Raw genomic sequence first — 21,564 nt, 5'->3', positions numbered from 1 at the left:
GTCGATCATCGTGCCCCCACATGCGTCGACGCTGTGCCGGCCTCGGCGGTGGGGCCGTTCGCGCGCATCCACGTTATGCAGACCTGCCGCCCGCGGTGGCCGGCGTCGGTGAGCAGGTCCACCGGGGTGCGGTCGGCCGGCATCGCGAGCCAGGCCAGGACATCGGTGATCGGCCGCCGGTGGGACGCGGCGGCGAGGAAGAGGGCACCGAGGGTGTTGCTCGCGGCGGTGGACCAGAAGTCGGAGCCGTTGGACTCGTCCACGCTCGCGGTCACGAAGTGCCCCGCCAACCTCTTAGCCCCGGCGAGATCGCGGGCGTCAGCGAGGATGTCCCACCACATCTCGCGTGGGTGGTGGGCGATCTGCTGCGGATCGAGGGTCCAGATCGTGCCGACCTCGGCACGGGCGTCCACCGTGGTGGTGAAGGCGTCGTTCGCGGCTTTGTTACTGGTGAGCAGGACCGGGCCCGGTGCCGAGAGGATCGCGGGGATCGCCAGCCCGGACGTCTTGCCGGAACGCGGGGCCATGATCGCGACGATCACGTCCTCCCAGGACGCGCGGACCTCCGCGCGACCGGGATCGAGGGTGCCGAGCAGGATGCCGCGGTCAGCGGGCAGGACCTCTTTTACTCTCCCGGCCGCCCAGGCTCGGGCGCAGGCTCTTCGCCTTGGCGACGATCTCCTTGTCCAGCAGCGGCGCCAGGTCCGCCTTGCGGGCTAGGCCGGACTTGGACCCGGCACGCCAGCGCATCCACAGCACGGCAGCGGTGACGACCAGGGCAACGGTGAACAGGGCGGGGACGACGCGGGCGCCGACCATCAGCATGCTGGTGCTCAAGGCCGGCCACAGCACCTCCGGGTGCAGCAGCGCGTCCGTTATGCGGAAGGGGGCCCATGTCCCGCTCCCGACGAAGGTGTTGGTGAGATTTCCGGTCAGCCAGGCCAGGGAGCCGAAGGCCATGGCGGCGCCGAGGATGCCGAACAGAAGGTAGAGGAGCGCGTCCGACCCGGTGGTGGTCGAGGGCGCGCTGGTGCGCGGGGAAGGCACGGCGGTTCCTTGGGTGTGCGAGCGGGCGGGGGCGGGGCGCGCTCGGCTCTCGTGCAGCTCATGGGGTACTCCTGGACGTCTGAGGCGGAACGTTTCAGCGAGGTCGGCCGGCAGAACGAGGCGCGGGCGGAGGTGCTGCGGTGGCCGGCGGACTGCCGGTCGACGGCGATGTTCCGGCGCGCGGCGAGGAGGCGCGGGCCGCCCGCTGCCGGTCTGAATCGACGTTCCGGGCAGCGGACGGCACAGGAGCAGGCTCGGCACCGAGGACATCGTCGAGCAGCTCCCGGCTGGGCAGGACGTTGACCATCTGGTGGTGCCGGGGGTCCGTGCGCTCTGCGGGACAGGCAGCGAGACCGTCCTCGGCGACTTCCAACTGCTCACGGACGTCCTGGAGCATCCCGTACGCGGCTGCCAGCCGTGTCCACGTCTCGAAAGTCGGATTGTGATGCGGGTCGTCGAAGTCGAGACGGGCGCGAGTCCAGTCGGCGGCAGAGGCGACGAGTTCGGTCAGCTCGGGCAGAGCCCCGACCAGTGCGCCGTTGACCTCCTCGATGATGCCCGCCACCTCATCGGGCGAGGCGTCCTCGTGGAGGCGAGAGATCATTCCGCGGACCGAGTACGGATCGGCGGAAGCGCTGGGCAGGCGCCTGAGCTGCAGCGGCTTGTCGGAGCCCGGTGCCGCGCTGCGGTGGGCGAGCCGGATGTTGTGCTGCATGGCCGCACCGACCGCCTCGCCGATGCTGGAGTAGTACTCGGGCACGTTTGCCTCTTCGGGTGAGTGGTCTTTGACGGGTGAGTCGAGCGGGGACGCGCGACGAACTGGTGGCCGATGGCGAAGAGAGCCGCCGGGGTCACCGTCGGGGGGTTGCGGCGCGCGGCGGGTGACCCGTCGTAGTGAGCGGCGCCGTCTGGGAACTGGACGCCGAGGAGACCTTGGCCTGGTTCGCCGCAGGAGAAGTGGCCAGAGCGGCACCACGGTGATCACGGACGGTCCGTGCTGCCGAGTAACTCGTCGAAGCGGCGCCGACGCGGCGTAGCTCGGTTTCGGAATCGACGAGTTCAGACTGGGCCGAGCTGACGAACTCCGAGGCGAAGCCGAACCGGTCGGCGAGCGCATACGCGTCGTCGTCCAGGCCGTTGACCTGTTCTCCCGCTGCTTCCAGCGCCTCCCGGACACGCTCCAGCGCACCGTGCTCGGGGTGAAGGAGGTGGTCAGCTGCCCGCTGAAGGCTGGCTCCGTCTTCGGCCGCACGGATCTGGTCCGTGATGCTGAGAAGTTCGGCTCCGGCGGCGTAGGGCCCCAGCGCATGCACCGGAGGGCTCATCCGGGCCGTGTCGAGAGACGGCGGAAGGGTGACGTCATAGCGAGCGGCTCGAAGCATCTCGGCCGCATGGCTGGCGATGGCGACCTGGTCGGCGAGCGGAGTGCTGGTGGGCAGGCGATGGCGTCGGCCGTGCCAGTCGTCGATCTGCTTGAAACCGGCGTGACGGAGGAGCTGCGCGGAGAGGTCATCAGTAGCGCCCTTGGCAACGACGCTGCCGCTGAACTCGGACGTGATGGTGATCGAGGTAGGCACGGAAGTCTCCGGGGCAGAGGGAGCGAAGGACCCGTTGGAGGTGGGCCAGTGGGCAGAGCGTCCGGCAAATCCGGGGTTTGGTCCGGCCGAGAATCGCTGGTAGAGGCCGCACGGTGGCGGTCAGCCGGGTGCCCCGCCGCAGCAGGGCACCCGGTCGGTCAGAAGAAGGGATTCTCTGTCGGCGGTCGGCCCCGGTGGCGGCTCGGAGCAGTTCGGTGAGGTCCTTCGGGCTCGGACGACCTCTGGTCTATCCACCACCCGGCACGGGTCACCGTACGAGCGTTCTCCTCGAGACCAGGCCCGCGCCCGCGGACAGATGCCGGACAGCGAGAGGCGGCTGCGTCAGCAGATCGTCAAGCTCAAGACGCTCCGCGAGCGTGACAAGGCCGAGATCGCCCAGCTCCAGACCGACCTCGAAGCCCTCGTCCGGGCCGTCCACCAACTCGCAGTGGAGAAGCAACAGTTGCGCGCCGAACTGACCGCTCCTGATGCCCTGGTGCGCATGCTACCGACCCAGCCCCGCCCTGCCGGCCACACAGTCATGGAGCAGTAGTCCCGGCCTTGGGCGCCAGCGCCTACAAGAGGAAGTCGACCGTGCAGTTGATGCGCTTCGCCAGGTCACTGCGGGTGAATCGGGAGCTCGGGTCCAGCTTGGAGAAGTCAGACTCGTACTGACCACGGCGAAGATGGGCCCCGAGCCCCTGGAAGACCCACGGCACCATCCTGACCATGCGAACGTCCGTCGGCCCCGCCGTCACAAACCAGCCGTCCGATATCGGGAAGAAGCGTTCGAACGCTTCAAGCGCCGTCGGGATCTCCTCGACGGGGATGCCGGAGAGCTTCGACATCCACTCGAACTCCTTCTCCTCCCGGTCATCGAGGTAGAACCCTCCCCACGCCCACAGAAGCTGCTGCCAGAAGGTCGCGTAGAGCCGGAAGTTCGGCTGCTCGCGCAACCAGGACATGCCGCTGTGGAATGTTGCAGGCAGAGCGTGGTAGGTCAGACCCTGGAAGGAGAACGACTTCCCGTCCTCCGACATTCCGAACTCCGGAGGGCCCTCGGGGTGCGCAAGGCCGTAGTCCACGGCGGCCTTCAGGATCGACAGGCGAGCACGATGTTCGAAGTACGCGCATGCCTGGAGCTCCGGGTACTTTCCCCTGAACATAGCCTGGTAGCTCGTGCTGATAGTGGGTGGCGTCTGCGGGTCGAACGTGCCCCCGTCGAGTTCTTGGGCATAGCCCAGGGTGAGCCTTGGGTGCTCCCCGTACGCCGCGTACAGCATCGCCAGGGATTCTTCTGGTGCCCGGGCGAAGAAGGTGCCGTTGTTGATCTGGCGATGGTAGGTCTTCGCCGCCTTGGCCCCCTCCTCTCCCTTCTTGGCTCGCTCGTTGATGAGCTTGACCAGCCTCCGCTCCACACAGTACGAGTGCCGCCATAGTCCGATGAGCTTCGGCTCGACGAACGCTCCGAAGCCCATTTCCTCGAAGTGCTCCGGGGCTGTCTCGAAGTCGTCGAAGCAGACTACGTCCAGTCCCAAAGGCTTCATCCGGCCCGGGGCAGTCTCGCGGTCTTCCCACCTGGTGTGGAAGAAGGCGCCCTGCTGGATCTTGAGGTACTGCATCCAGCCGATGACCTTGAAGAGGTCTGTGTACCCCCACTTCCCACCCTTTACTTCGGTGAGTCGCCGAACTGCTTCTTCACCTGTGTAGTCGGTGGTGACGATGTCGAGCTCAAGAAGGTCTGCTGGATCGGACTCCACGATCTGCTTCTCAACGAAGTGACCCGACGCCTGGAACAAGGCGGCAATGTAGTCCTCAAGCTCCTCGCCCGCCCCGGGAATGTCCGGCAGCGTCACGACCTTCTCGCTCATCAGCACCCCTTTCTGTGCCGAGCGACGATACCGACGGCGATCACCAGGCGGCCACTGGTTTCCGGAAGGCCGCCCTCCTACCCGTGATGGGTGCTTGCTCTGCAGAGCCTCGTGGGTGCGCGGTGATCAGCGCTGACCGTTGACAGGGCTCAGGCCGGCCACTCAGCTTATCTAGGGGGCGAGGCACTTCGCCTAGGTCAGACGGCTTGATCGGATTAGGCAAGTAAGGCTTGTCATGCTCCAGGAAGGCGTTTTGGCCGAAACGCTCTCTGGGCGCCCGTTCGACGGGTAGCAACGCGCGTTGCATCACCACCGTCGGCCCAAGTGCATCTGGGACCAAGCCGCCGGGACGACACTCTGGCGCCCCGGCCGCGTGTCAGCGCGGATGATGGTCCACAGTGTCCAGCACAAACTGGACCAGCGACGCGCTGAAATACTCACGGCCTCGCACCGGCACGTGCCCCGCGTCCAGAAGTGCCGTCCGCGCCGCCCGCTCCAGACTCAGGGCCACATCGTCCGGGAGCCCCGTCAGCAGTCGGACGACCAGCTGGTACCCGTCGCGGGCGTGCACCGCGAGACGGGGGCGCGGCGAGCCGGATGTGATCCCGAACTTCACCGTTCCCGTGTCCTCGTTGATCAGGACGTAGAAGACATCCCAGGCAAGGCCGGCGCACTTGCGGCACAGCCCCGTCCCGAACTTGATGTTGCCCGGGAGGGGATCGCAGTTGTGGCCGGACGTGCACTGCACCCGATGGGGGACCCCAGACCCGAGCCATTTCGGCTCGAGCACGATGCCGCCGAGTTCTGCTACCCGTTCGCGAAACTCCCGTTCCGCTGCCACTGGGTCGTTGCCCGCGCAGGTCCGGCACAGGCCCTGGCCCTGCTGAACAGCCGCGGGCCGCGGGTTGCAGTTGTGTCCGGCACCGCACTGCACCCGATGGCGTTCCAGAGACCCGAGCCATTTCGGCTCGAGGACGATGCCACCGAGAGCTTTTACCCTCTCCCGGAACTCCCGGTCCGCCGTGGCCGGGTCCCTTCTCGCGCAGGCCCGACACAAGCCGCCTCCCTGTTGTAGGCCGGCTGGTCGCGGTGAGCAATCGTGTCCGGCTCCGCATTGCACCCGGTGGGGTACGCCGTTCCCGAGCCAGCCCGGCTCGAGGACGATGCCACCGAGAGCTTTTACCCTCTCCCGGAACTCCCGGTCCGCCGTGGCCGGGTCCTGCCCGCTGCAGTACCTACACAGGCCACCGCCCTGCTGCACGTTGTTGGGTCGCGGCGTGCAGTCATGCCCGGCCGGGCACCGCACCCGGTGTGGCTCTCGCGCCCCGAGCCAGGAGGGTTCAAGGACCACGCCGCCAAGGCCCTTGACCCGGGCCCGGAACTCCTTGTCGGCCGTTACGGGGTCCTTGCCGGCACAGGCTCGACACGGCCCTTGGCCCTGTTGTAGTTGATTTGGCGCCACCTTGGTGGGGTGCCCGTTGCGGCATATCACCCGGTGGCGCACCTTACTTCCAAGCCAGGCCGGTTCCATGAGGGTTCCGCCCAGTTTCGTGACGCGAAGCTGGAACTCCTGCCAGGCGCGTTCCGATCTCGGCAGGGCGGAGGCAGGAGACATCGGGATCCCATCGAGGAGAAGCTCACGGGCCCACGGACCCGTGCCCAGGTCGCAGGATGCCAGGTACCACTGACAACGTCTGCGTAGGCCAGTCGAGTTGATCGTAAACGGAAGCGTCAGCGCCGCTGAGCCAGACCTCCGGCGGAACGGTGGCGCCCGACTTGGGGAGCCATGTACGTCACGAACATGCCGTACATGCCTGAACAACCCGCAGATATTTGTAAGGCAAGGGTGCCGCGAGCTACTTGCCAGAACATGCCTGACGCTCAAAGCGCACCCGAGATATCAGCGGGTGCCGTCGCGGTCGGAGCGCACGCGTGATCCGCGTAACGGCGGGCCCGAAGAGGTGAGCATCAACTGTCTTCATCGGCCCAACACGCAGAACTTGACAGAGAAGCCTTCGGTGGCCAGTGCGGTGTAGGCGTTGATCAGGATCTGGTGACGACAGCGCACGCCCCAGGGAACGGCCCGCTCGGTCCCCTCCAGGGGAGGCATCCGGTACTGCTCGGACCAGGCTTCGGAGGCCGTCTGCTCCTCGGCGCGCTTCGCCTTGAGCCAGGCGGCCTTGTCCTGCTCGTCGCCCTCGTTCGAGGCGCGCCAGCAGTCCGTGCACTCCTGCCTGGCGAGCCACTCGGCGAAGCCGGCGCGGCGGTCAGCCGGTCGGTCGGACAAGTCGCGGTCGGCATGGTGACCGCAGGTGTGGTCGATAGGCCAGATCGTCTTCACGGCCATGGAAGGGCCTCCTTGAAGAGTTGGATCAGCGGTCGCGGGAGTACGCGATGCGGGGGTCAACCGGCCGGACCGCCGGTGTGGTGACGGCGGCGGGGACCGGCGCCCTGCCCGGGATTCCGGCACGGGCCGGGCTGGCGGCGAGCGCGGCGGCGCTCAACGGAGACGCGCGGGCGGGACCACGACCGCGCTCACGGCCGGCGGTCGGCGTAGCAGCAGGACGGGGCCGAGCCGTCACCTCTTGAGCGAGGCGGGGCTGCACTGCGACCTGGAGCCCCGAACGGTGCAGGGCCACCGTGGCGTCGGCGACTTTCCCCAGCGCCTCGACGCGATCGGTGGTCGCGGGGAGCGTGTAGATGTCCAGGCTCGAGTTGTGCCGCCAGCCGTCCTCCACCAGCGCCAGCCCGCTGAGGCCGGAGACACGGTCGTCAAGGGCTGCGACGATGCCGAGCTGCGGGTGGTCGGCGAAGGCGACGTCTGGTTCACCGAGCGGACCGCGGTCGCGTACCTGTGCCGTGTCGGGCGCCGGCGCAGGGTCAAGTGCGACGTCCACATCGACCTGGTAGCCGGCCTTGCGCAGCAGCTCGATGGCCCGGCTCGTACGGCCGTGTCCGTCACGGTTCTGGTCGGCCAGCGCGTACAACGTCGGCTGGTCGGGGACGGGATGGAAGTCGAATCCCTTGAGCATCCAGGCGCTGGCCGCGAGGTTCTTCGGGTTCGCGGCGACGATGCCGTGGACGGGGTGGTGGCCGAAGGCCAGGTCGGGCAGCAAGTCGTAGTGGCTGGGCATGGCAGATCCATCCGAGGCGGGTGCGGTTGCAGGTGCGGGTGACGGGCGGATCAGTTCTGAGGGTGCGGTGCACGGAGGACTCCTGGATCGCGGTCGGTCAGAGCCGGGGAGCGGATGAGGAACTGGATGACGGCGGCGCGGTCCGCGCGGAAGACTCCGGCGGCGGACCGGTCGGGAGCACGCGCTGGCCGACCGACGTCGAAGAGGCGAGAGCGACACTCGCCCGGGATGGAGCGGAGTCGGGCGGGAGCACGGTGGTGGTGCGCGCCTTGCCGGAACGTTCCTGCTGCTGGCGTGGTGGTACGCCAAGCTGGTCCAGGCGGGCGTCGACAGCGGAAAGGAGGTCCTGCACGCTGCCGCCGTGGCGCGCATGCGGACCGTCCGGCTCGGAGTCGTAGATCACCTCGTAGACGGCGGGCTCGGCGGACCGGTGGCGCGTGACCATCCAGCTTTCCGGGGACTCGGGGTACTCGGAGGGTGGCTCCTGCGGCGGCGAGATGATCAGCGAACTGCCGTCGGGAAGCTCGGCGTGGACGATGTAGTCGCTGAGGCCGTACTCGACGGTGCCCTCCAGGCCGCGCTGCCCGAGCGCGGAACAGAGGGCAGCCTGAAGGCGACGCGGATCGGACACGGCGGTCGGGGGCGAGGTTTCGTGGTGCATGGAGTTCTCCGATGCGAACGCCCCGCCGCACGGCGGGAGCCGACGGGGCGTGGAGCTTGAAGGAGTGCGGTGGTCCATGAGGATCCGGTGATCGGGCAGTTTGGCGCTGCCGTGACTACGCGCTGGGGATCACCGCGAGCGACCGGGAGTCGGCGGATGCGATGCCGGCGGGACCTGGGGCGAAGAGGGTGATACGGCAGGGGTGTTGTGTGTTGAGCGGGTCAGGGCGACGCGAGCCCGCTCGGTCTGCGCCGACCGTTCGGTGTCCGCTCGGTGAGCGAGGTATTCGCCGACGCGCACCAACGCCGGTCCCTTGGAACCCAGTTCGTGTGAGTAGTGCCAGCCTTCGGTGTTGCGGTGCTCCTCGGCACGCTCCTTGTAGAGGTGGAGCACGCTCGGCTGCGAACCGTCCATAAGCGCCATGACGCCGTCCCATTCGTGCCGCAGTTCCTCCGCCCGGAACAGGATGTTGTCGATCCCGCGTATCCGTCGGAGGTCGTCACTGATCGGCCCCTCGACGTAGTCGGGGCCGTCGGCGGCGGCGCGGACCCCGGCCAGCACCTCGGGTCCGTGGTCAAGGAACACCTCGGCGTGCTTCCACGCTTCGGCGTCCCGCTTGACCTTCCCGTCCCCGTAGACCTTGTCGTCCAGCGGCCAGCCGTCCGCGTCGCAGAGGGAGTCCGAAACCGCGTCCCAGGCGTCGCACGCCTCGTTGATCCCGGCGGCGGCCGAGGCCAGTGCCGGGAGGTGCCGTCGCCACGCCAAAGGGTCGGTGGCCTGCGACGGCTGGTTGTCACCGGAGGAAGGAGTGGAAGAAGCAGACATGATCGATTCCCGTTGCTGTGCTGGTCGTTGGGCTAGGCGGCCATGCGGGCGTCTGTGTCGAACAGCTCCCGCTCGGCCGGGTGGAGGATGTGCTGGGTGATGAACGAGCGGCCGGCGACCTTCCACAGACCTCGACCCTTGGTCAGGGCGGACACCGCCTGGGTCTCGACGCCGGTCAGGCCGAGCAGAGATGCAGCGGCGGCGAGCTGGTCTGGCTCCTGGCGGTAGATGATGCGCGTGCTGCAGTCCGCGAGGAGCCCCTCGGCCAGGACTCGGCCGCGTGAACCGGCGTCGCCCGCCGAGAGCAAGTCGCTGAGCCGGTGGATCACCATGAGGTTCGCGATGCCCAGCCCTCGGGAGAGCTTCCACTGGCTCTGCATCCGCTCCAGCAGCCCGACGTGCCGCATCAGCCGCCACGCCTCGTCGTAGATCACCCAGCGCCGACCGCCATCGGGATCACTGAGGGCTGACTCCATCCACGCGCTCGCGCACGTCATCGCGAGCACCAGTGCCGTGTCGTCACCGGAGCCGCCGAGACGGGAGAGGTCGATGGACAGCATCGGTGTGGTCGGGTCGAACGACACGGTGCTCGGCGCGTCGAACATGCCGCTCAAGTCGCCGTGCACGAGACGTCGCAGGGCGTGGGCGAGGTCCTGGGCGGCTGAACCAAGGTGCCCCGCCTGGTGGCCGAGGGCGTGGTCGAGGCGTTCGGGGGAGCCGAGTACGTGTGCGATCTCGCCGAGCAGCGGCACCGTGCCTCGGGCGGCGGCGTCAGCGACGACCAGATCCAGGGCCAGGTCGAGGGCGGTGTGCTCCATCGGCAGCAGGTCGCGCTTCAGCACGGTGCGGGCGAGGCTGGCCAGCAGCAGCAGACGGCGCTTGCGAACCTCCGTGAACCAGTTCTGCTCGCTCACGGAGGCGGGGCGGGCCGGGGCGTCCAGCGGGTTCAACCGTCCGGGGAGCCCCGGGCCCAGGGCGATGGTGTATCCGCCGAGGGCCTGCGAGACGCTGGTCCACTCGCCCTTGGGATCGCAGGGGATGTAGATCTGGTAGCCGTGGGCGATCGAGCGGGTGGCGATCGACTTCGCCAGCGCCGACTTGCCCATGCCGATGATCCCGGCCAGGACCGCGTTGGGGTTGGTGAAGCCCTCCACCCTGCCGTTGTTGTAGAGCGAGAACGGGTCGAAGCAGAAGGCCGCCTCCGCGTGCACATCGCGGCCGATGAACACCCCTTCGGCACCCAGGCCGCCCTCGGCCACGAACGGGTAGGCGCCGCTGGCTGTGGCGGTGGTCATCCGGTGGGCGGGCAGGGCGAGCTTGCCGCCGCGGGCGGAGGCCGGACCGGGGCGACCGGCGAGCGGGTAGGTGGGCCGCAGATCCAGGTCGAGGGTCTGCTCGGCGCGGTGCTTGGGCGGGTTTCCGGCGAGGCGTGCCTGGCGGCGGGCTTCGGTGAAACCGGCTCGGGCGGCTCGCTGTTCGGCGCGTGTCGTCTTACGGGGCACGAACAGGGGGGAGGCGCTGGCGCGGGTACGGGGCATGAGCGTTTCTCCAGGTGAGGGGTGGGTCAGCGGCGGACGAGGCCGGTGAACGGGGCGTGCAGGTCGGCCGGGGTGGTGCGCCGCCGCACGAGATGCGCGGTGCGCTGGTGGCGCTGGCAGATGGTCAGTTCCGGTGCTCCTTCTGGAAGGCCGGCCTGGCACGCCTCCGGTTCGGGGATCTCGCCGGAGTCCGGCCGGGGCGCCGCGTGGTAGGCGGCGTGGAGATGCTCGGCGGCCTGCCAGATGCGGGTGCGGGCGGTACGGAGCTGGTCGCCCTCGACCGCGACGAGCTGCCCGGTGCGACCGGCGTGGGCGTCGAGTAGCCCGTACAGCGAGACGAGGTGGGCGTGCAGGGCGTCCAGCTCGGCCCGGGTGGTGACCAGCGGGCCGCCCGGGATGTTGAGTGCCCGGTGGAAGTCGAGCGCGGCGGTGGCGAAGGGCACGAAGTCCTGCGCGGTCGGGCTGGCGGTGCGGGACATGAGGGTGCTCTTTCGAAGGGAAGGGTCAGGCAGCGAGCGCGAGCGGCAGGGCGGCGGCGGTGAATGCCTCGGCCTGCTGCCAGGTCAGGGGCCGGAGATCGAGCTGGGCGCCGACGGCGGCGGTCTCCACGACGGCGCAGGCGGTGCGCAGCTCGTCCTCGGTGTCGGCCGAGACGGTCAGCAGACCGGTCAGGGCGACGTCGGCGTGCCCGGCGATGAGCTGGCGTTCGCGGGACTTGATGTCCTGGTATTCGATCGAGTCCGCCTCGGAGTCGACCTGACCGCGCCGGGCCCGCTCGGTAGCATCGGCGATCACGCTGGACTTCTTGCGCTGCACGTCGCGCAGGGCGGCGTCGAGGTTCTTCGGCTCGTAGGACAGCGACAGCGTGCGCCGGACCCCGCCGGTGAACAGCAGCTGGTGCAGGAAGCCGGCGCTGGTCTCGGTGCGCGGCCAGTTCTCCACCCAGTAGGTGGCCTGCACGGCGGAGTCGGTGGCGATGTGGTCCGCCTTTTCGACGACCACGACGGGGCCGGCGGCGGCGGGCTCGGCCTCGGGGCGACCAGCCGTGGACCAGCGGTCGAGTGTCGCCAGCGCCTTCGGGTCGTAGGAGGTGCGCACCACAGCGGCGATTTCGCGTGCGGTGAGCCAGCCCGTCGGGGTGAGCCCCGCGGTCCGCGCCGCCTGGTCGAACGTGGAGGTGAGCTGGGCGAGGACACTGAAGGCACCGGTGAGACCGCCGCCGGCCTGGTTGATCAGCCGCCGGGCCGCCTTGGTGTCCAGGGACACCGCGACGTACGCCTCGTGCGGGGCTGCTGCGGGACCGGCGCTCTGGATCAGCTCGTTGTAGATCGCGCCGGCCATCGGGGTGTCGGGTCGGCCGTGCTCTTCCCAGTAGCGGCGCAGCGCGTCGCCGGAGTCGGGGATGGTGCGCTCGATCACCTGGATGCGGGCGATCTGTCCGGTACGGGCGAGGGCCGCCAGCGCGCGTCCCCAGCCGCCGACGTTGGCCTGCTGGGTGTCCGGGTCGAGCAGGGCGTAGGCGCGGGAGGAGACCTTGACCACCGCGGTCAGCGTCCCGGTGTGCGGATTGTGAACGGCGCCGTACTTGCCATCAGGAGCGGTGGTCACGCGCAGGCTGGCAGCGGTGCCGGGAAGGTGGAGCAGTCCCTCGCGGGTCGGCCGGCGGGAGGGCCGGGTGAGCCAGACGAGCTGGCCTCGCATCCGGCGCAGCGCGTATCGGACGACGATCGGGGCCCAGTCCGCCAGAGCACGGCCTCGGTGGCGGACGAAGACGAGCAGGGCGATGACGGCCCACAGCGGTATGAGCTGGAGGGCGCCGACCACAGCGCGGGCGAGGATCACGGCGAGAAGGAGAAGGCCGGTGAGCCCGGCGACGGCCAACTGCGGGACGGTCAGGCCGAGCAGGACGCCGCGCCTGCTGCGGTGGGGAAACTTCACGGTGGGCGTGGAGGACTGGTGCTTGCCCGACATGGTGGTTCCAGACGGTGGGAGGGGGCGGAGGACGGGGCGCGCGGCGCTCTTCTGGACGTCATGGCGAAATTTTCCTGCTGGTGGGGAGGCGGGGGCGGGCCGTGGAGTTCGGCCCGCCCCCGGGGATGTGGGTCAGGAACCCGACGGCGGCTGGGTGGGATACACCCAGTTCGTCGGCGTCGCAGAGCCGGTGGCCGATGGCCCGGACGCGGACGCCGGAGTGCCCGACGCCGAAGGCCCGGGGTCGGCTGGCGGCATGGAGGTCATCTCGCCGCCCGGAGCCGATGCGCCTGTGAGGTGACCGGAGCTGCCCGCAACGCCTTGGGCAGTCGATTCGGACCTTTCCGGTTCGTCCTCGCCGGGCCGGGTGATCAGCGGTGGGATCCCGGGGCGCTGGATCAGGGCACGGCCCTTGTCGCCGGACGCGTTCGGGTCTTCGCCGTACCGGAAGCAGGTCTGCTTCTTGGGCGGCCTGGCGTCGATGCCCTCCTTGCTGAGGTTGCCGCCGGAGGGGTTGATGCCGGAGGCGACGCCATCGGTCCCTGCCCCGGGGACCTGATTCGGACCCTGCGGAGCGGGGGTGCCGGTACCAGCCCGCAGTGCGAGGCTACCTGCAGTTTTCGCGGCTCCGGCTGCGACCGCCATGCCGGCGACGCCGGTGCGGTGCATGCCGTCGTGGCCGCCGCCGTCACTGGCCCAGTGGACGAACTTTTACGTCGCGTAGGGGCAGAGCAGCACCAGCACCATCACGACGATGCCGGCCATCGCGTCGGACAGGGCCGCCATTCCGTCGCTGGCGTCGGTCTTGCCCATGGCGGAGACGCCGATGAGGAAGACGACGGTCATCAGGAGCTTGGAGACGATCAGGGTGCCGGTGGCCTCGATCCAGCCGCGCCGCCACCGCTTGGCGACCTCCCAGCCGCCGCCGGCCCCGGCGAATACCGCGAGCGCGACCATGATCAGGACGCCGACCTTGCGGGCGACCATCACGCCCCAGTAGAGGAAGGCGCCGATCGCGCACCCGAAGGCGACTAGCGCGGGCACACCCCAGCCGAGGCCGTACATGGCCCCCATCTGGTCAACCTTGATCACACGGCGGATCGCGTCGTCGATCGAGGTGTTGGCGGCTTTGAAGAGGCCGTCGGAGAGCGCGTCGACCACGGTGATGGCGACGGTGGTGAAGGCGATGGCGGAGAAGCTGAACAGGACTCCGGTCATGGTGCCGAACGCCGCCTTGGCGAGGGCACGTTCGTCGCGGCGCCAGGCCGCGGTCATGAGCTGGATGCAGAAGATGCCGACGGTCAGGGCGAGGCCGATGGGCAGCAGCAACTCGTAGTTGTCGCGGAACCATCCCGCGTTGAGGTCGATGGCCGTCGTCTTGTTGACGGCCTTGGCGGCCAGGTCGGCCGCGCTGGACGCCAGCTCGCCCGCCGACTTCGCGATCCACGCGCCGAGACCGTCGGTGACGGTGCCGGCGGGGTTGGTGGCGAAGTCGACGGCGCCGCACACCTTGTCCATCAGCGGGAAGTCGCAGACTCCCATGGGTCGTACCTCCGTTCTGGGGCGAGGGTCAGGGCGCGGCGGACGGCATGACGCCGACCAGGGCGCAAGGGTGTTTGGGTCGGCACTGGACCGCGAGGGTGGTGGAACGGCTCTCCGCACCGCCGGCGGACGAGCCCTTCCAGCGAATCGACTGCTTGCCGGAGACCGTGACGGCGTAGACGTACGCCTGAGTGATCGCCCCGGGGTCGTCCTGGAGGGCCTGGGTGAAGGCGTGCGGGAAGTGGCCCTCGTTGATCTTGGCTGTGGCGACCTGCTTGTTGGCGGCCATCTCCTTCCACAGCACGGTCGAGGGGACCACCTGGTCGACGGAGGCCGGATCGGCGTACTTCGACTCCGTGGTCAGCCAGCCGCGCAGCGCCTTGCGCAGCTCGGGCTGCGAGTACGCGCGGGTGTCGTACGACCACAGCGCTGCGGCGGCGGCCTTGCCGTACGTGATCGGGTCGTGGGTTTTCGGCGGAACGGGCAGAGCGCGGGGCCGGGCGTGCGGCCCGGACGGTGCCGCGGACGACGAGGACGCCGTGGGCGAACTCGGCGGTGGCGCCGCAGTATCGGAGGGGCTTCCGCCCTCGCGGGTGAGGTATGCGGCCAGGCCGGCGAGGGCGACGAGCACCGCCAGGACGGCAGTGCCGAGCAGCGCCCGGCGGCGCACGCGAGATGCGCCGCCGGGGTGGGTGGAGTGCTGAGCCATCAGTGGACCTGCGTCCCGAGCGTCGAGAAGAACGCCACCACACCGTTGGCCGCACCGAGCAGAAGGGCCGCGCCCGCGCTGACCAGCACGCCCTTCTTCCCGTTCGCCTCGGCCTGGTGACCACCCGAGTGGTGACCCCAGGCCCATACGCCGGCGCTGACGGCGAGGGCGCCGACCACGGCGATGAGCCCGAAGAGGTTGATTGAGCCCATTACCTGCTTGAGGACGTTGAGGCCAGGGAGCCCGCCCTCGTTCGGCTTAATTCCGGGGTCGTAGGCGAGCTGTATGACCTGGTCAGCGAGATACATGGGGAACTCCAGTTCGAATGAGCGCACGCCAAAGCCCGGCGGGGCGAACCAGCGGTGCGAGGGGGAGGTGAGGAGGGGGAGCGCCGGTCAGACGACTCGGCGGGCCGCGAGAGTCCGCGATTTCCAGGACGCGACGGTGGTGATCCGTACGACGTCACCGGTGTGCGGGGCGTGGACGATTAGGCCCTGTCCGATCGCCATCCCGACGTGTTCCGGTACGGCGGCCGTCCCCTCGGTGAAGAGGAGGTCGCCCGGCTTGAGAGCATCGACCGAGACGGCCTTGCCGTCCTTGACCTGCGTGTACGTGGTCCGCGTCAGGGTGACCCCGGCGGCCTTGTACGCGCCCTGCACCAAGGAGGAGCAGTCGCAGCGGCCCATCGGGTTCTTGCCGTGGGAGTCGGTGCAGCTGCCACCCCACTGATACGGCGTGCCGAGCTGGCCGAGCGTCCACCGGATCGCCGTCTGCACCTTCGGCGGCGCGGAGGCGGGGATCTTGTACGCGTCCGGCAGTGCGCCCGCCGGGATGGTGCCGAATTCCGTCCCGCCGCCGTCCGCCGAACAACCACCCGCGGAATCGAGAAAAGGAGCGTCGGCGTCGGCAGAGCCGGACGGTGAAGGGTGCGGCGACGGACCGCCGGCCTTCTGCAGAAGGGGCTCGATGGCCTTCTGTAGGGCGATGGCCAGCGGCTCCCACTTGGCGTACGCCTCCGGGAAGCCCGACTTCTGCACCGCCTGGGCGGCCTGGGTGACAGAGAGGGACTGCCAGCCGGAGACCTTCTTGAGCCCCTCGTAGAACTTCGTCGAGGCGTGCACCGGGTCGAGGATCTGGCTGGCCGTGCCCCAGCCCATCGACGGCCGCTGCTGAAAGAGACCCAGCGAATCGCGGTCGCCGTAGGTCAGGTTCCGCAGGCCGCTCTCCTGCAGAGCGGTCGCCAGGGCGACGATCTGCCCTCGGGCGGGGATGTTCATCGCGACGCCCGTGGCCTGGATCGTCTTGGCGTTGGGCACCTGATCGGCAGGCGCGTCCAGGCCCGGCACGGAGATCGAGCCCTTGTCGCCGCCGTCCAGGATGGTCTTCACCTGCTTGGCGACGGCGGAGGCGTCCACACCCTGTGCACCATCGGTCGAGCACGAAGCCGAGGCGGTCCCGGCACCGATGCCAAGGATCGGCAGTGCCAGCAAGAGTGGTCCGGTGGCGCACAGACCGACGAGGGCCCCCGTCGTCTTCTTCACGGCCTCCGCCGTTCAACACGACGGCGGTGCGGACCAGTCGACGGAGGTGGGTCGGGGCGCGGGTGCGTCAGGGCATGCTGCATCGCAGCGGCTCCTCGGTGTTCGTAGGAGGCGCGGTGCCGACTTCTCGTGCAAAGCCGTCGGCACCGCGCCGATGTGCATCCGCCTCTCGGCGGGCCCGGGTCAGAGGAGTTGGTAGCTCCCGGACGCCGGTTTCAGGTCACGCGCGGCAGCCAGCCGCGCTCGTAATCTCAGGCGGTGCACAGGGGCCTCCCTACGGCGCTCGCGGGTAGATGGGCAACATGCCTCCGACGCTGCTCGATTGGACGAGACGGCACGAATAAGCACAGCTCAACGGGAGTGGAGCAGCGCTCCTTACCGCTGGCACGGCGAGACAGTAGACCGGGATTCCGGCCGCACCAAACGACTGCCGTCCCGGGGTCCGAAGCGGGGATTCGCCTCGTTAGGTGCGGCCGGAATTCGCCGTTAACCTCCGCTGCAACCTCGCGCCGAACGCACGCCGTTGAGCGCTGTCCGGAGCGGGTCCAGACTCCGCCGCGCCCGAAAAGAGGCCCTCCCCATGAGCTACAGGCTGCACCGAGGCGATGCCCTGACCGTCCTGAAGTCCCTCCCGGACGAGAGCGTCCAAGCGGTGATCACCGATCCGCCGTACAACTCCGGGGGCCGTACCAGCTCCGATCGAACCGGCCGTACCGCCCGTGCCAAGTACGTCACGAGCAACTCGGCGCACGACCTCGCCAACTTCCCGGGAGAGAATCGCGACCAGCGCTCCTACCGCTCCTGGCTCACCGAACTGCTCACTGAGGCGTACCGGGCCTCGACCGAGCACGCGGTCGCGATGGTCTTCACCGACTGGCGACAGGAGCCGACCACCTCCGACGCACTGCAGATGGCGGGGTGGACCTGGAGTGGCACGATTCCGTGGATCAAGCCGTCCAGCCGGCCCCGCAAGGGCGGACCGAAGCAAGACTCGGAGTTCATCATCTGGGGCGTCAAGGGCTCCCTCGACAACACCCGCGACCTCTACCTGCCGGGCCACTACATCGCCTCCCAGCCCCGCAAGGGCCGGGTTCACATCACCCAGAAGCCAGTCGAGGTCATGCAGCAGCTCGTCCAGGTCTGCCCCGAGGGCGGCACCGTCCTCGACCCGTTCACCGGCAGCGGCTCCACCGGGGTCGCGGCCCTGCGCGAGGGACGCCGCTTCGTGGGCGTCGAGCTGTCTGCGCACTACGCCGACGTCGCCGAGGAGCGGCTGCGGGCCGAACTGACGAAGGACGACTTCGAGCTGGCCGGACCGGAGGCATGAGCGTGAGAGCGGAGAGGCCGGGGCCAGCGGGCCGTAGACGCCGAAGGGCGGCTGGCGCATCGAATACCCGATGCGCCAGCCGCCCTTCTCGATTCGTCGGGCCGCACTACTTTCTTGATCGGGCTGATCGAGCCATTCGTAGTGTTGGGTCACGCAGGGGCGCTGGGCGTGGCTTTCAGGCCGCTGCCGTCTCGTTGCCATGGAGGCCCTGCCGCTCAGGGGCCCCACGACGACTCGGCCGCCGATTAGGAAGTGCGAACACGTCGCTGTGTAGAGCAATGCCGACGAGGTCGTGCGTGGCACGAAGAGTACGAACACATGTCAGGAGCGCGACGAGCCGGAGATGGGCGGGGATCGACGTCCGCAAGGGCCACCATCACGGCCTTGCCCTGGACGTGGACGGCAAGAACTTGCTGTCGCGGCGGGTCGCCAATTACGAACCCGAGCTGCTGCTGGCCTTGCTGGTCAGCCACGGCCAAAAGGTCCTCAACATGCCCGGCCGACTGGTGAGCCGGGCGTCCGACGGCTACCGCGGCCAGGGCAACTCCGCCGCCCGCGATGCGTACGTGATCGCCGACCAGGCCAGGAGGCGCCGAGACCTGCTGCCCATCCGCCCCGGCGACGAGGCAGAGGGGCCCCTCGCGCTCCTCGCCCTGGATCGCCACACGCCGACTGATGGATAGACAGGGTCAGCAGTCGAACAATGTCAGCTGGTCGGCTGCCTCGACGGCGTCGGTCTCCTCCTCCAGGCCGGCTGCCACGCTGTTGACGGGGTCGGAATCCGCGACCGGGTCCATGACCTCCGGTGCGTCCGAAGGAGTTTCAGCTGCGGCCCGGTGCGGCAGTACGTAGTCCTGGCCGAGACCTGCAAGGTGTAGCGGGAGCGGCAGTGAGAGTGCTTCCGGGTAGTCCGGCGGCTGGCGCAGCAGGTGGACCGCGGAGGCGAGGGCCTGTGGATCGTCGCCAGCTTCGGGGTGGCAGCCGAGAACCGAGATCTCCAAAAGATCGGGGGTCCAACCAACCATGCCGGTGTCGATGGTGAGTTCGCCTTTACGTTTACCCATCCGGATAGGGCGGGGCGCAAGTTTGTCGGCTTCGACGGCGGAGGACTTGAACTGCACCGGCTTGGAGTTGGCCGAGTGGAAGACCCTGCCATCGGGTTCGCTTCCTGCGGGGCGCCACAGACCTGCCGCGATGCCATTCGCTCCGTCGCCCGGATTGACGCCCCACCACTGCGGGGTTTCGCGTCCTCGCCCGGTACGGACCCGGACCAGGCGCAGATCGGGATCGAGGCGCCGGGAATCCGCCTCACCGTCCCGCATGCGATCGGATTCGGTACGGCCGTCCTGGAGCCACGTCCAGTGAGAGCGGGCGTTCTGGGCTTCGACCAGGAGGAGTGTGGGTTCATGCCGGAGCGAGGCACGGATCCGTTGCAGCCATTCCTCTGCGCGCCGACGTTGCTCCGCACGGTCGGAGTGCCAGCTTCGGCGCCGGGGAATCTTTTCCCCCGTACGCGGCGCGGGCAGCGGGGGTCGCACCTCGGCGAGCCGGGTGAGCCTGATCAGCATGGTCGGGTACGGGACCCAGGCGCCCACACCGTCGTCCGCGTCCGGATCCCACCCCTGAATCCGGGACATACCGTCACCCTCGGGAGTGACCAGGACCCCTACCGGAACGTCCGTGGCCCACCGGTTCCGGCTGGTGCGGTTCCTGCGGACCATCCACACGGCCGCATGGCGCAGTCCGTCAGGTAGGCCGCTGTCGATCCCGAGCTCGGGGTACACCCGCGCGCCGAGCTGGCGCAGTCCGTCGTCCCAGGCCATGCGGGCACGGTGATGCTGATTGCCGACGGTGTTGTAGCCCTTGACCTTCTTGGGGACGGCGAGGAACTGGGAGACGAGGCCCGCGTCGGCGAATCCGAGCCGGAGAGCGAACTTCGAGTCGTGGTCGGTACTCGCGAAGTCCTCAGGCCGGTCGATCTCCACCAGTGCGAGAGCCGGCGGGGTGCTCCGCTCAGATTCACGGCCCTCGATGGCCCGGAGCCAATTGGCTGTCTCCTTACGGCGGGAATGCAGGGACGCCGACACGACGGCTTCCGTTCGGCGGCCCCCCGCGGACAGCTCCAGGCCGTCGGTGAGCGCCACCGTGCTGCCGTCGGCACGACGGTGGACAGGGCGGAAACAGTTCAGTTGAACAACGAGTTCGGGTGTGCTCCACTTCAGGACGACGGGTCGGTCGGCGCGGGCGTCGCGATGGGCCGTCTCGTCGGTTCCGGCCGCGATGGCGGCGGCGTCCGCATCCACGGGCCCGGGCAGACCGAGCAGTTCCACGAGTGCGGTGATCGCGGTCTGCCGCATCCCGGCGTTCTGCCACACCAGCTGGAGTTCGAGGACGGGCCGGCCACCGTCGACGGGACCGCCGTACGCGGAGACCGCGAGCGCGGTGGCACGCCTCCTCTCGGACGTCCTGCGTGCCTCCTCCGCCTCCTTCTCGTCCGGCTTCACGTTCGTCGGCGGGGCGTTGAGGGGGCGCTTGCCCGTCAGGCCGACCCGCTGGTGGGGCGGCGCGGTGCGCAGCTCTCCGGGCACTGCCTGCCCGGCCCATTCGGTGAGCCGGGAGACTTGGTCCGGCATCAGGCCGGCGCCGACCTCATGGCGCCCCATCGCGGTGCGGAAGACGATGCCGGCGCGCGCCCCGTCGGCGAGCCATTTCTCGGGGTCTGTGAGCAGGTCGTCGGCTCGGGGCAGCTGTTCGCCAAGGACGACTCCGCCGAGAAGTCTGGCCGGTCCGCCGTGGGCCCAGCGGTCGCTGAAGGTTCCCGTGTCGCGGTCGCGGTACCGCTCCAGCTGGGCGACGGCGAATCTTTCGCTGAGCGGTACGCCGGGCAGGACCGGGACCCTGGGGCGCAGCAGGACGGAAGTGCGGCTGCCGTAAGGGAGCCTCAGACGACCGCCCGCAGGGCTCACCCGTGTCGCCCAGCGGCGGATGCTCCAGTGCAAGTGGTAGCGGGGAAGCGGGTCGAAGGGCACGGTGTGCAAGGTGATGTTGAGGATGATCGAGAACCACCAGACGCCCTTGGAGCCGCCCGCATCGTGCGGAAGTGGCTGCGAGACGAGTTCGGCGCCCTTGTCACGGGGGCCGCGTGGCATGGCCCGGAAATGGAGGGAGCCTCCTTCGAATGGGTAAGGGCCGAGGTCGAGGATGCGTCGGGCCAGCCAGTCCGGAGTGAGCGTGAACTGGTGTCCGCCGGGGGCGGCGGTGCCTCCGTCGGTACGGTCGCATGCGACGAGTTCCCGCTCGACCGCTTCCCACTGCGGAGTGTGTGCGGCGATCTCGGCACGTGTCTGCCGGAGCAGGCCGCGGTGCTCCGGCTCGGGACGGAGGTCGCGCAACCAGTGTGCGATGAGGGTCGCGAGGACCTCGGGCGGCAGCGGGTCCGGAATGTCGGCGTCTGCGTACAGCCAGCGCGCGGGATCGCCCTCGGTGCGTGCTCCGAATGGGCGAGGCATGACCAGGACGTCGGGTGCGTAAGCCTGGATCGCCTGCTCCAGGGCCCGGGTGGGTGCGGTGCGCCAGGGCTCCGCGTCCTCGTCACGGCCGGCGTTGCAGAGTTCGAGGACGCAGTCGCGCCACTGTTCGGGAAAGGCCAGAGTCCGGTAGCGGCCGATGACGGAGGCGTCCCAGCCGCCCGGGAGCCAAGATGCGGTACAGACGTTCTGGTAGTTCACGGGCATGTCGTGGGTCTTCCCTCGGCGTCTGAGCGGTACTGGATGGCATCGGAGAGATGCCGGAGCGGAATGTCGGGCCGGGTGCCGCGCCTC

At 69.2% G+C, this 21,564-nt stretch carries 19 protein-coding genes and 2 pseudogenes; 3 read left to right on the top strand and 18 right to left on the bottom strand.

Translation table 11 applies throughout. The annotated features are described in order from the left end of the window. Nucleotides 1-5 precede the first annotated feature (5 nt). From AB0F03_RS24040 to AB0F03_RS24025, 4 genes are all read right to left on the bottom strand, one after another. Nucleotides 6-527 (bottom strand): hypothetical protein, encoded by a 522-nt coding sequence (locus tag AB0F03_RS24040; RefSeq protein ID WP_361995398.1) that lies wholly within the window; start codon nucleotides 525-527, stop codon nucleotides 6-8. Nucleotides 528-606: 79 nt separating this feature from the next. Beyond that, nucleotides 607-1,047, bottom strand: coding sequence for a hypothetical protein (locus AB0F03_RS24035; protein WP_096624751.1), 441 nt, complete (start codon nucleotides 1,045-1,047; stop codon nucleotides 607-609). Nucleotides 1,048-1,141: 94 nt separating this feature from the next. Continuing rightward, nucleotides 1,142-1,807, bottom strand: a complete 666-nt coding sequence (locus AB0F03_RS24030) for a hypothetical protein (RefSeq protein ID WP_361995395.1) — start codon at nucleotides 1,805-1,807, stop codon at nucleotides 1,142-1,144. 91 nt (nucleotides 1,808-1,898) lie between these two features. After that, on the bottom strand, nucleotides 1,899-2,624 hold the full coding sequence (locus tag AB0F03_RS24025; protein WP_361995393.1) for a hypothetical protein: 726 nt from the start codon (nucleotides 2,622-2,624) through the stop codon (nucleotides 1,899-1,901). A 316-nt stretch (nucleotides 2,625-2,940) separates the two neighbouring features. Here AB0F03_RS24025 and AB0F03_RS24020 point away from each other — a divergent pair, with 316 nt between their 5' ends. Then, nucleotides 2,941-3,177: a hypothetical protein gene (locus tag AB0F03_RS24020; protein WP_361995391.1), complete on the top strand. Its 237-nt coding sequence runs from the start codon at nucleotides 2,941-2,943 to the stop codon at nucleotides 3,175-3,177. Between the two features lie 22 nt (nucleotides 3,178-3,199). Here the strand turns inward: AB0F03_RS24020 and AB0F03_RS24015 are convergent, their stop codons facing one another. The 13 genes and pseudogenes from AB0F03_RS24015 to AB0F03_RS23955 form a co-directional block, all read right to left on the bottom strand. Further along, entirely contained in the window at nucleotides 3,200-4,495 is a 1,296-nt protein-coding gene (locus AB0F03_RS24015) for a hypothetical protein (protein ID WP_361995389.1), read from the bottom strand. A 376-nt stretch (nucleotides 4,496-4,871) separates the two neighbouring features. After that, nucleotides 4,872-5,336, bottom strand: a complete 465-nt coding sequence (locus AB0F03_RS24010; protein WP_361995387.1) for a hypothetical protein — start codon at nucleotides 5,334-5,336, stop codon at nucleotides 4,872-4,874. Nucleotides 5,337-6,473: 1,137 nt separating this feature from the next. Then, complete coding sequence (locus AB0F03_RS24005; RefSeq protein ID WP_361995385.1) at nucleotides 6,474-6,842, bottom strand: hypothetical protein; 369 nt, start codon at nucleotides 6,840-6,842, stop codon at nucleotides 6,474-6,476. A gap of 25 nt (nucleotides 6,843-6,867) precedes the next feature. Then, nucleotides 6,868-7,629, bottom strand: coding sequence for a hypothetical protein (locus tag AB0F03_RS24000; protein ID WP_361995383.1), 762 nt, complete (start codon nucleotides 7,627-7,629; stop codon nucleotides 6,868-6,870). Nucleotides 7,630-7,726: 97 nt separating this feature from the next. Beyond that, nucleotides 7,727-8,290, bottom strand: coding sequence for a hypothetical protein (locus tag AB0F03_RS23995; protein WP_361995381.1), 564 nt, complete (start codon nucleotides 8,288-8,290; stop codon nucleotides 7,727-7,729). A gap of 129 nt (nucleotides 8,291-8,419) precedes the next feature. Continuing rightward, on the bottom strand, nucleotides 8,420-9,115 hold the full coding sequence (locus AB0F03_RS23990) for a hypothetical protein (protein ID WP_361995379.1): 696 nt from the start codon (nucleotides 9,113-9,115) through the stop codon (nucleotides 8,420-8,422). A 32-nt stretch (nucleotides 9,116-9,147) separates the two neighbouring features. Then, nucleotides 9,148-10,653: an ATP-binding protein gene (locus tag AB0F03_RS23985; protein ID WP_361995377.1), complete on the bottom strand. Its 1,506-nt coding sequence runs from the start codon at nucleotides 10,651-10,653 to the stop codon at nucleotides 9,148-9,150. Between the two features lie 26 nt (nucleotides 10,654-10,679). Beyond that, nucleotides 10,680-11,132, bottom strand: coding sequence for a DUF6238 family protein (locus tag AB0F03_RS23980; protein WP_355766248.1), 453 nt, complete (start codon nucleotides 11,130-11,132; stop codon nucleotides 10,680-10,682). 25 nt (nucleotides 11,133-11,157) lie between these two features. Next, on the bottom strand, nucleotides 11,158-12,624 hold the full coding sequence (locus tag AB0F03_RS23975; RefSeq protein ID WP_361995374.1) for an SCO6880 family protein: 1,467 nt from the start codon (nucleotides 12,622-12,624) through the stop codon (nucleotides 11,158-11,160). A gap of 132 nt (nucleotides 12,625-12,756) precedes the next feature. Beyond that, nucleotides 12,757-14,166, bottom strand: a pseudogene (locus tag AB0F03_RS23970) (ATP-binding protein). A gap of 28 nt (nucleotides 14,167-14,194) precedes the next feature. Beyond that, on the bottom strand, nucleotides 14,195-14,875 hold the full coding sequence (locus AB0F03_RS23965) for a hypothetical protein (protein ID WP_361995373.1): 681 nt from the start codon (nucleotides 14,873-14,875) through the stop codon (nucleotides 14,195-14,197). After that, nucleotides 14,875-15,183, bottom strand: a complete 309-nt coding sequence (locus tag AB0F03_RS23960; RefSeq protein WP_023421641.1) for a DUF6112 family protein — start codon at nucleotides 15,181-15,183, stop codon at nucleotides 14,875-14,877. Before AB0F03_RS23960 ends, AB0F03_RS23965 begins: the two co-directional genes overlap by 1 nt. 87 nt (nucleotides 15,184-15,270) lie before the next feature. Beyond that, nucleotides 15,271-16,416: a C40 family peptidase gene (locus tag AB0F03_RS23955; RefSeq protein ID WP_361995370.1), complete on the bottom strand. Its 1,146-nt coding sequence runs from the start codon at nucleotides 16,414-16,416 to the stop codon at nucleotides 15,271-15,273. A gap of 580 nt (nucleotides 16,417-16,996) precedes the next feature. Between AB0F03_RS23955 and AB0F03_RS23950 the strand changes: the two genes are divergently transcribed. Further along, nucleotides 16,997-17,743 (top strand): site-specific DNA-methyltransferase, encoded by a 747-nt coding sequence (locus AB0F03_RS23950; protein ID WP_361995368.1) that lies wholly within the window; start codon nucleotides 16,997-16,999, stop codon nucleotides 17,741-17,743. A 278-nt stretch (nucleotides 17,744-18,021) separates the two neighbouring features. Then, a pseudogene (locus AB0F03_RS23945) lies at nucleotides 18,022-18,372 on the top strand (transposase); the annotation flags it as partial. A gap of 60 nt (nucleotides 18,373-18,432) precedes the next feature. Here the strand turns inward: AB0F03_RS23945 and AB0F03_RS23940 are convergent. Next, on the bottom strand, nucleotides 18,433-21,477 hold the full coding sequence (locus tag AB0F03_RS23940) for a DUF3962 domain-containing protein (protein WP_361995366.1): 3,045 nt from the start codon (nucleotides 21,475-21,477) through the stop codon (nucleotides 18,433-18,435). Nucleotides 21,478-21,564 lie beyond the last annotated feature (87 nt).

This window comes from Streptomyces sp. NPDC028722 (genome assembly GCF_040637655.1).
In the GTDB taxonomy this organism is placed as follows: Bacteria; Actinomycetota; Actinomycetes; order Streptomycetales; family Streptomycetaceae; genus Streptomyces.
The sequence above is the reverse complement of the archived record's forward strand: the minus strand, read 5'-3'. Positions and strand labels throughout refer to the sequence as shown.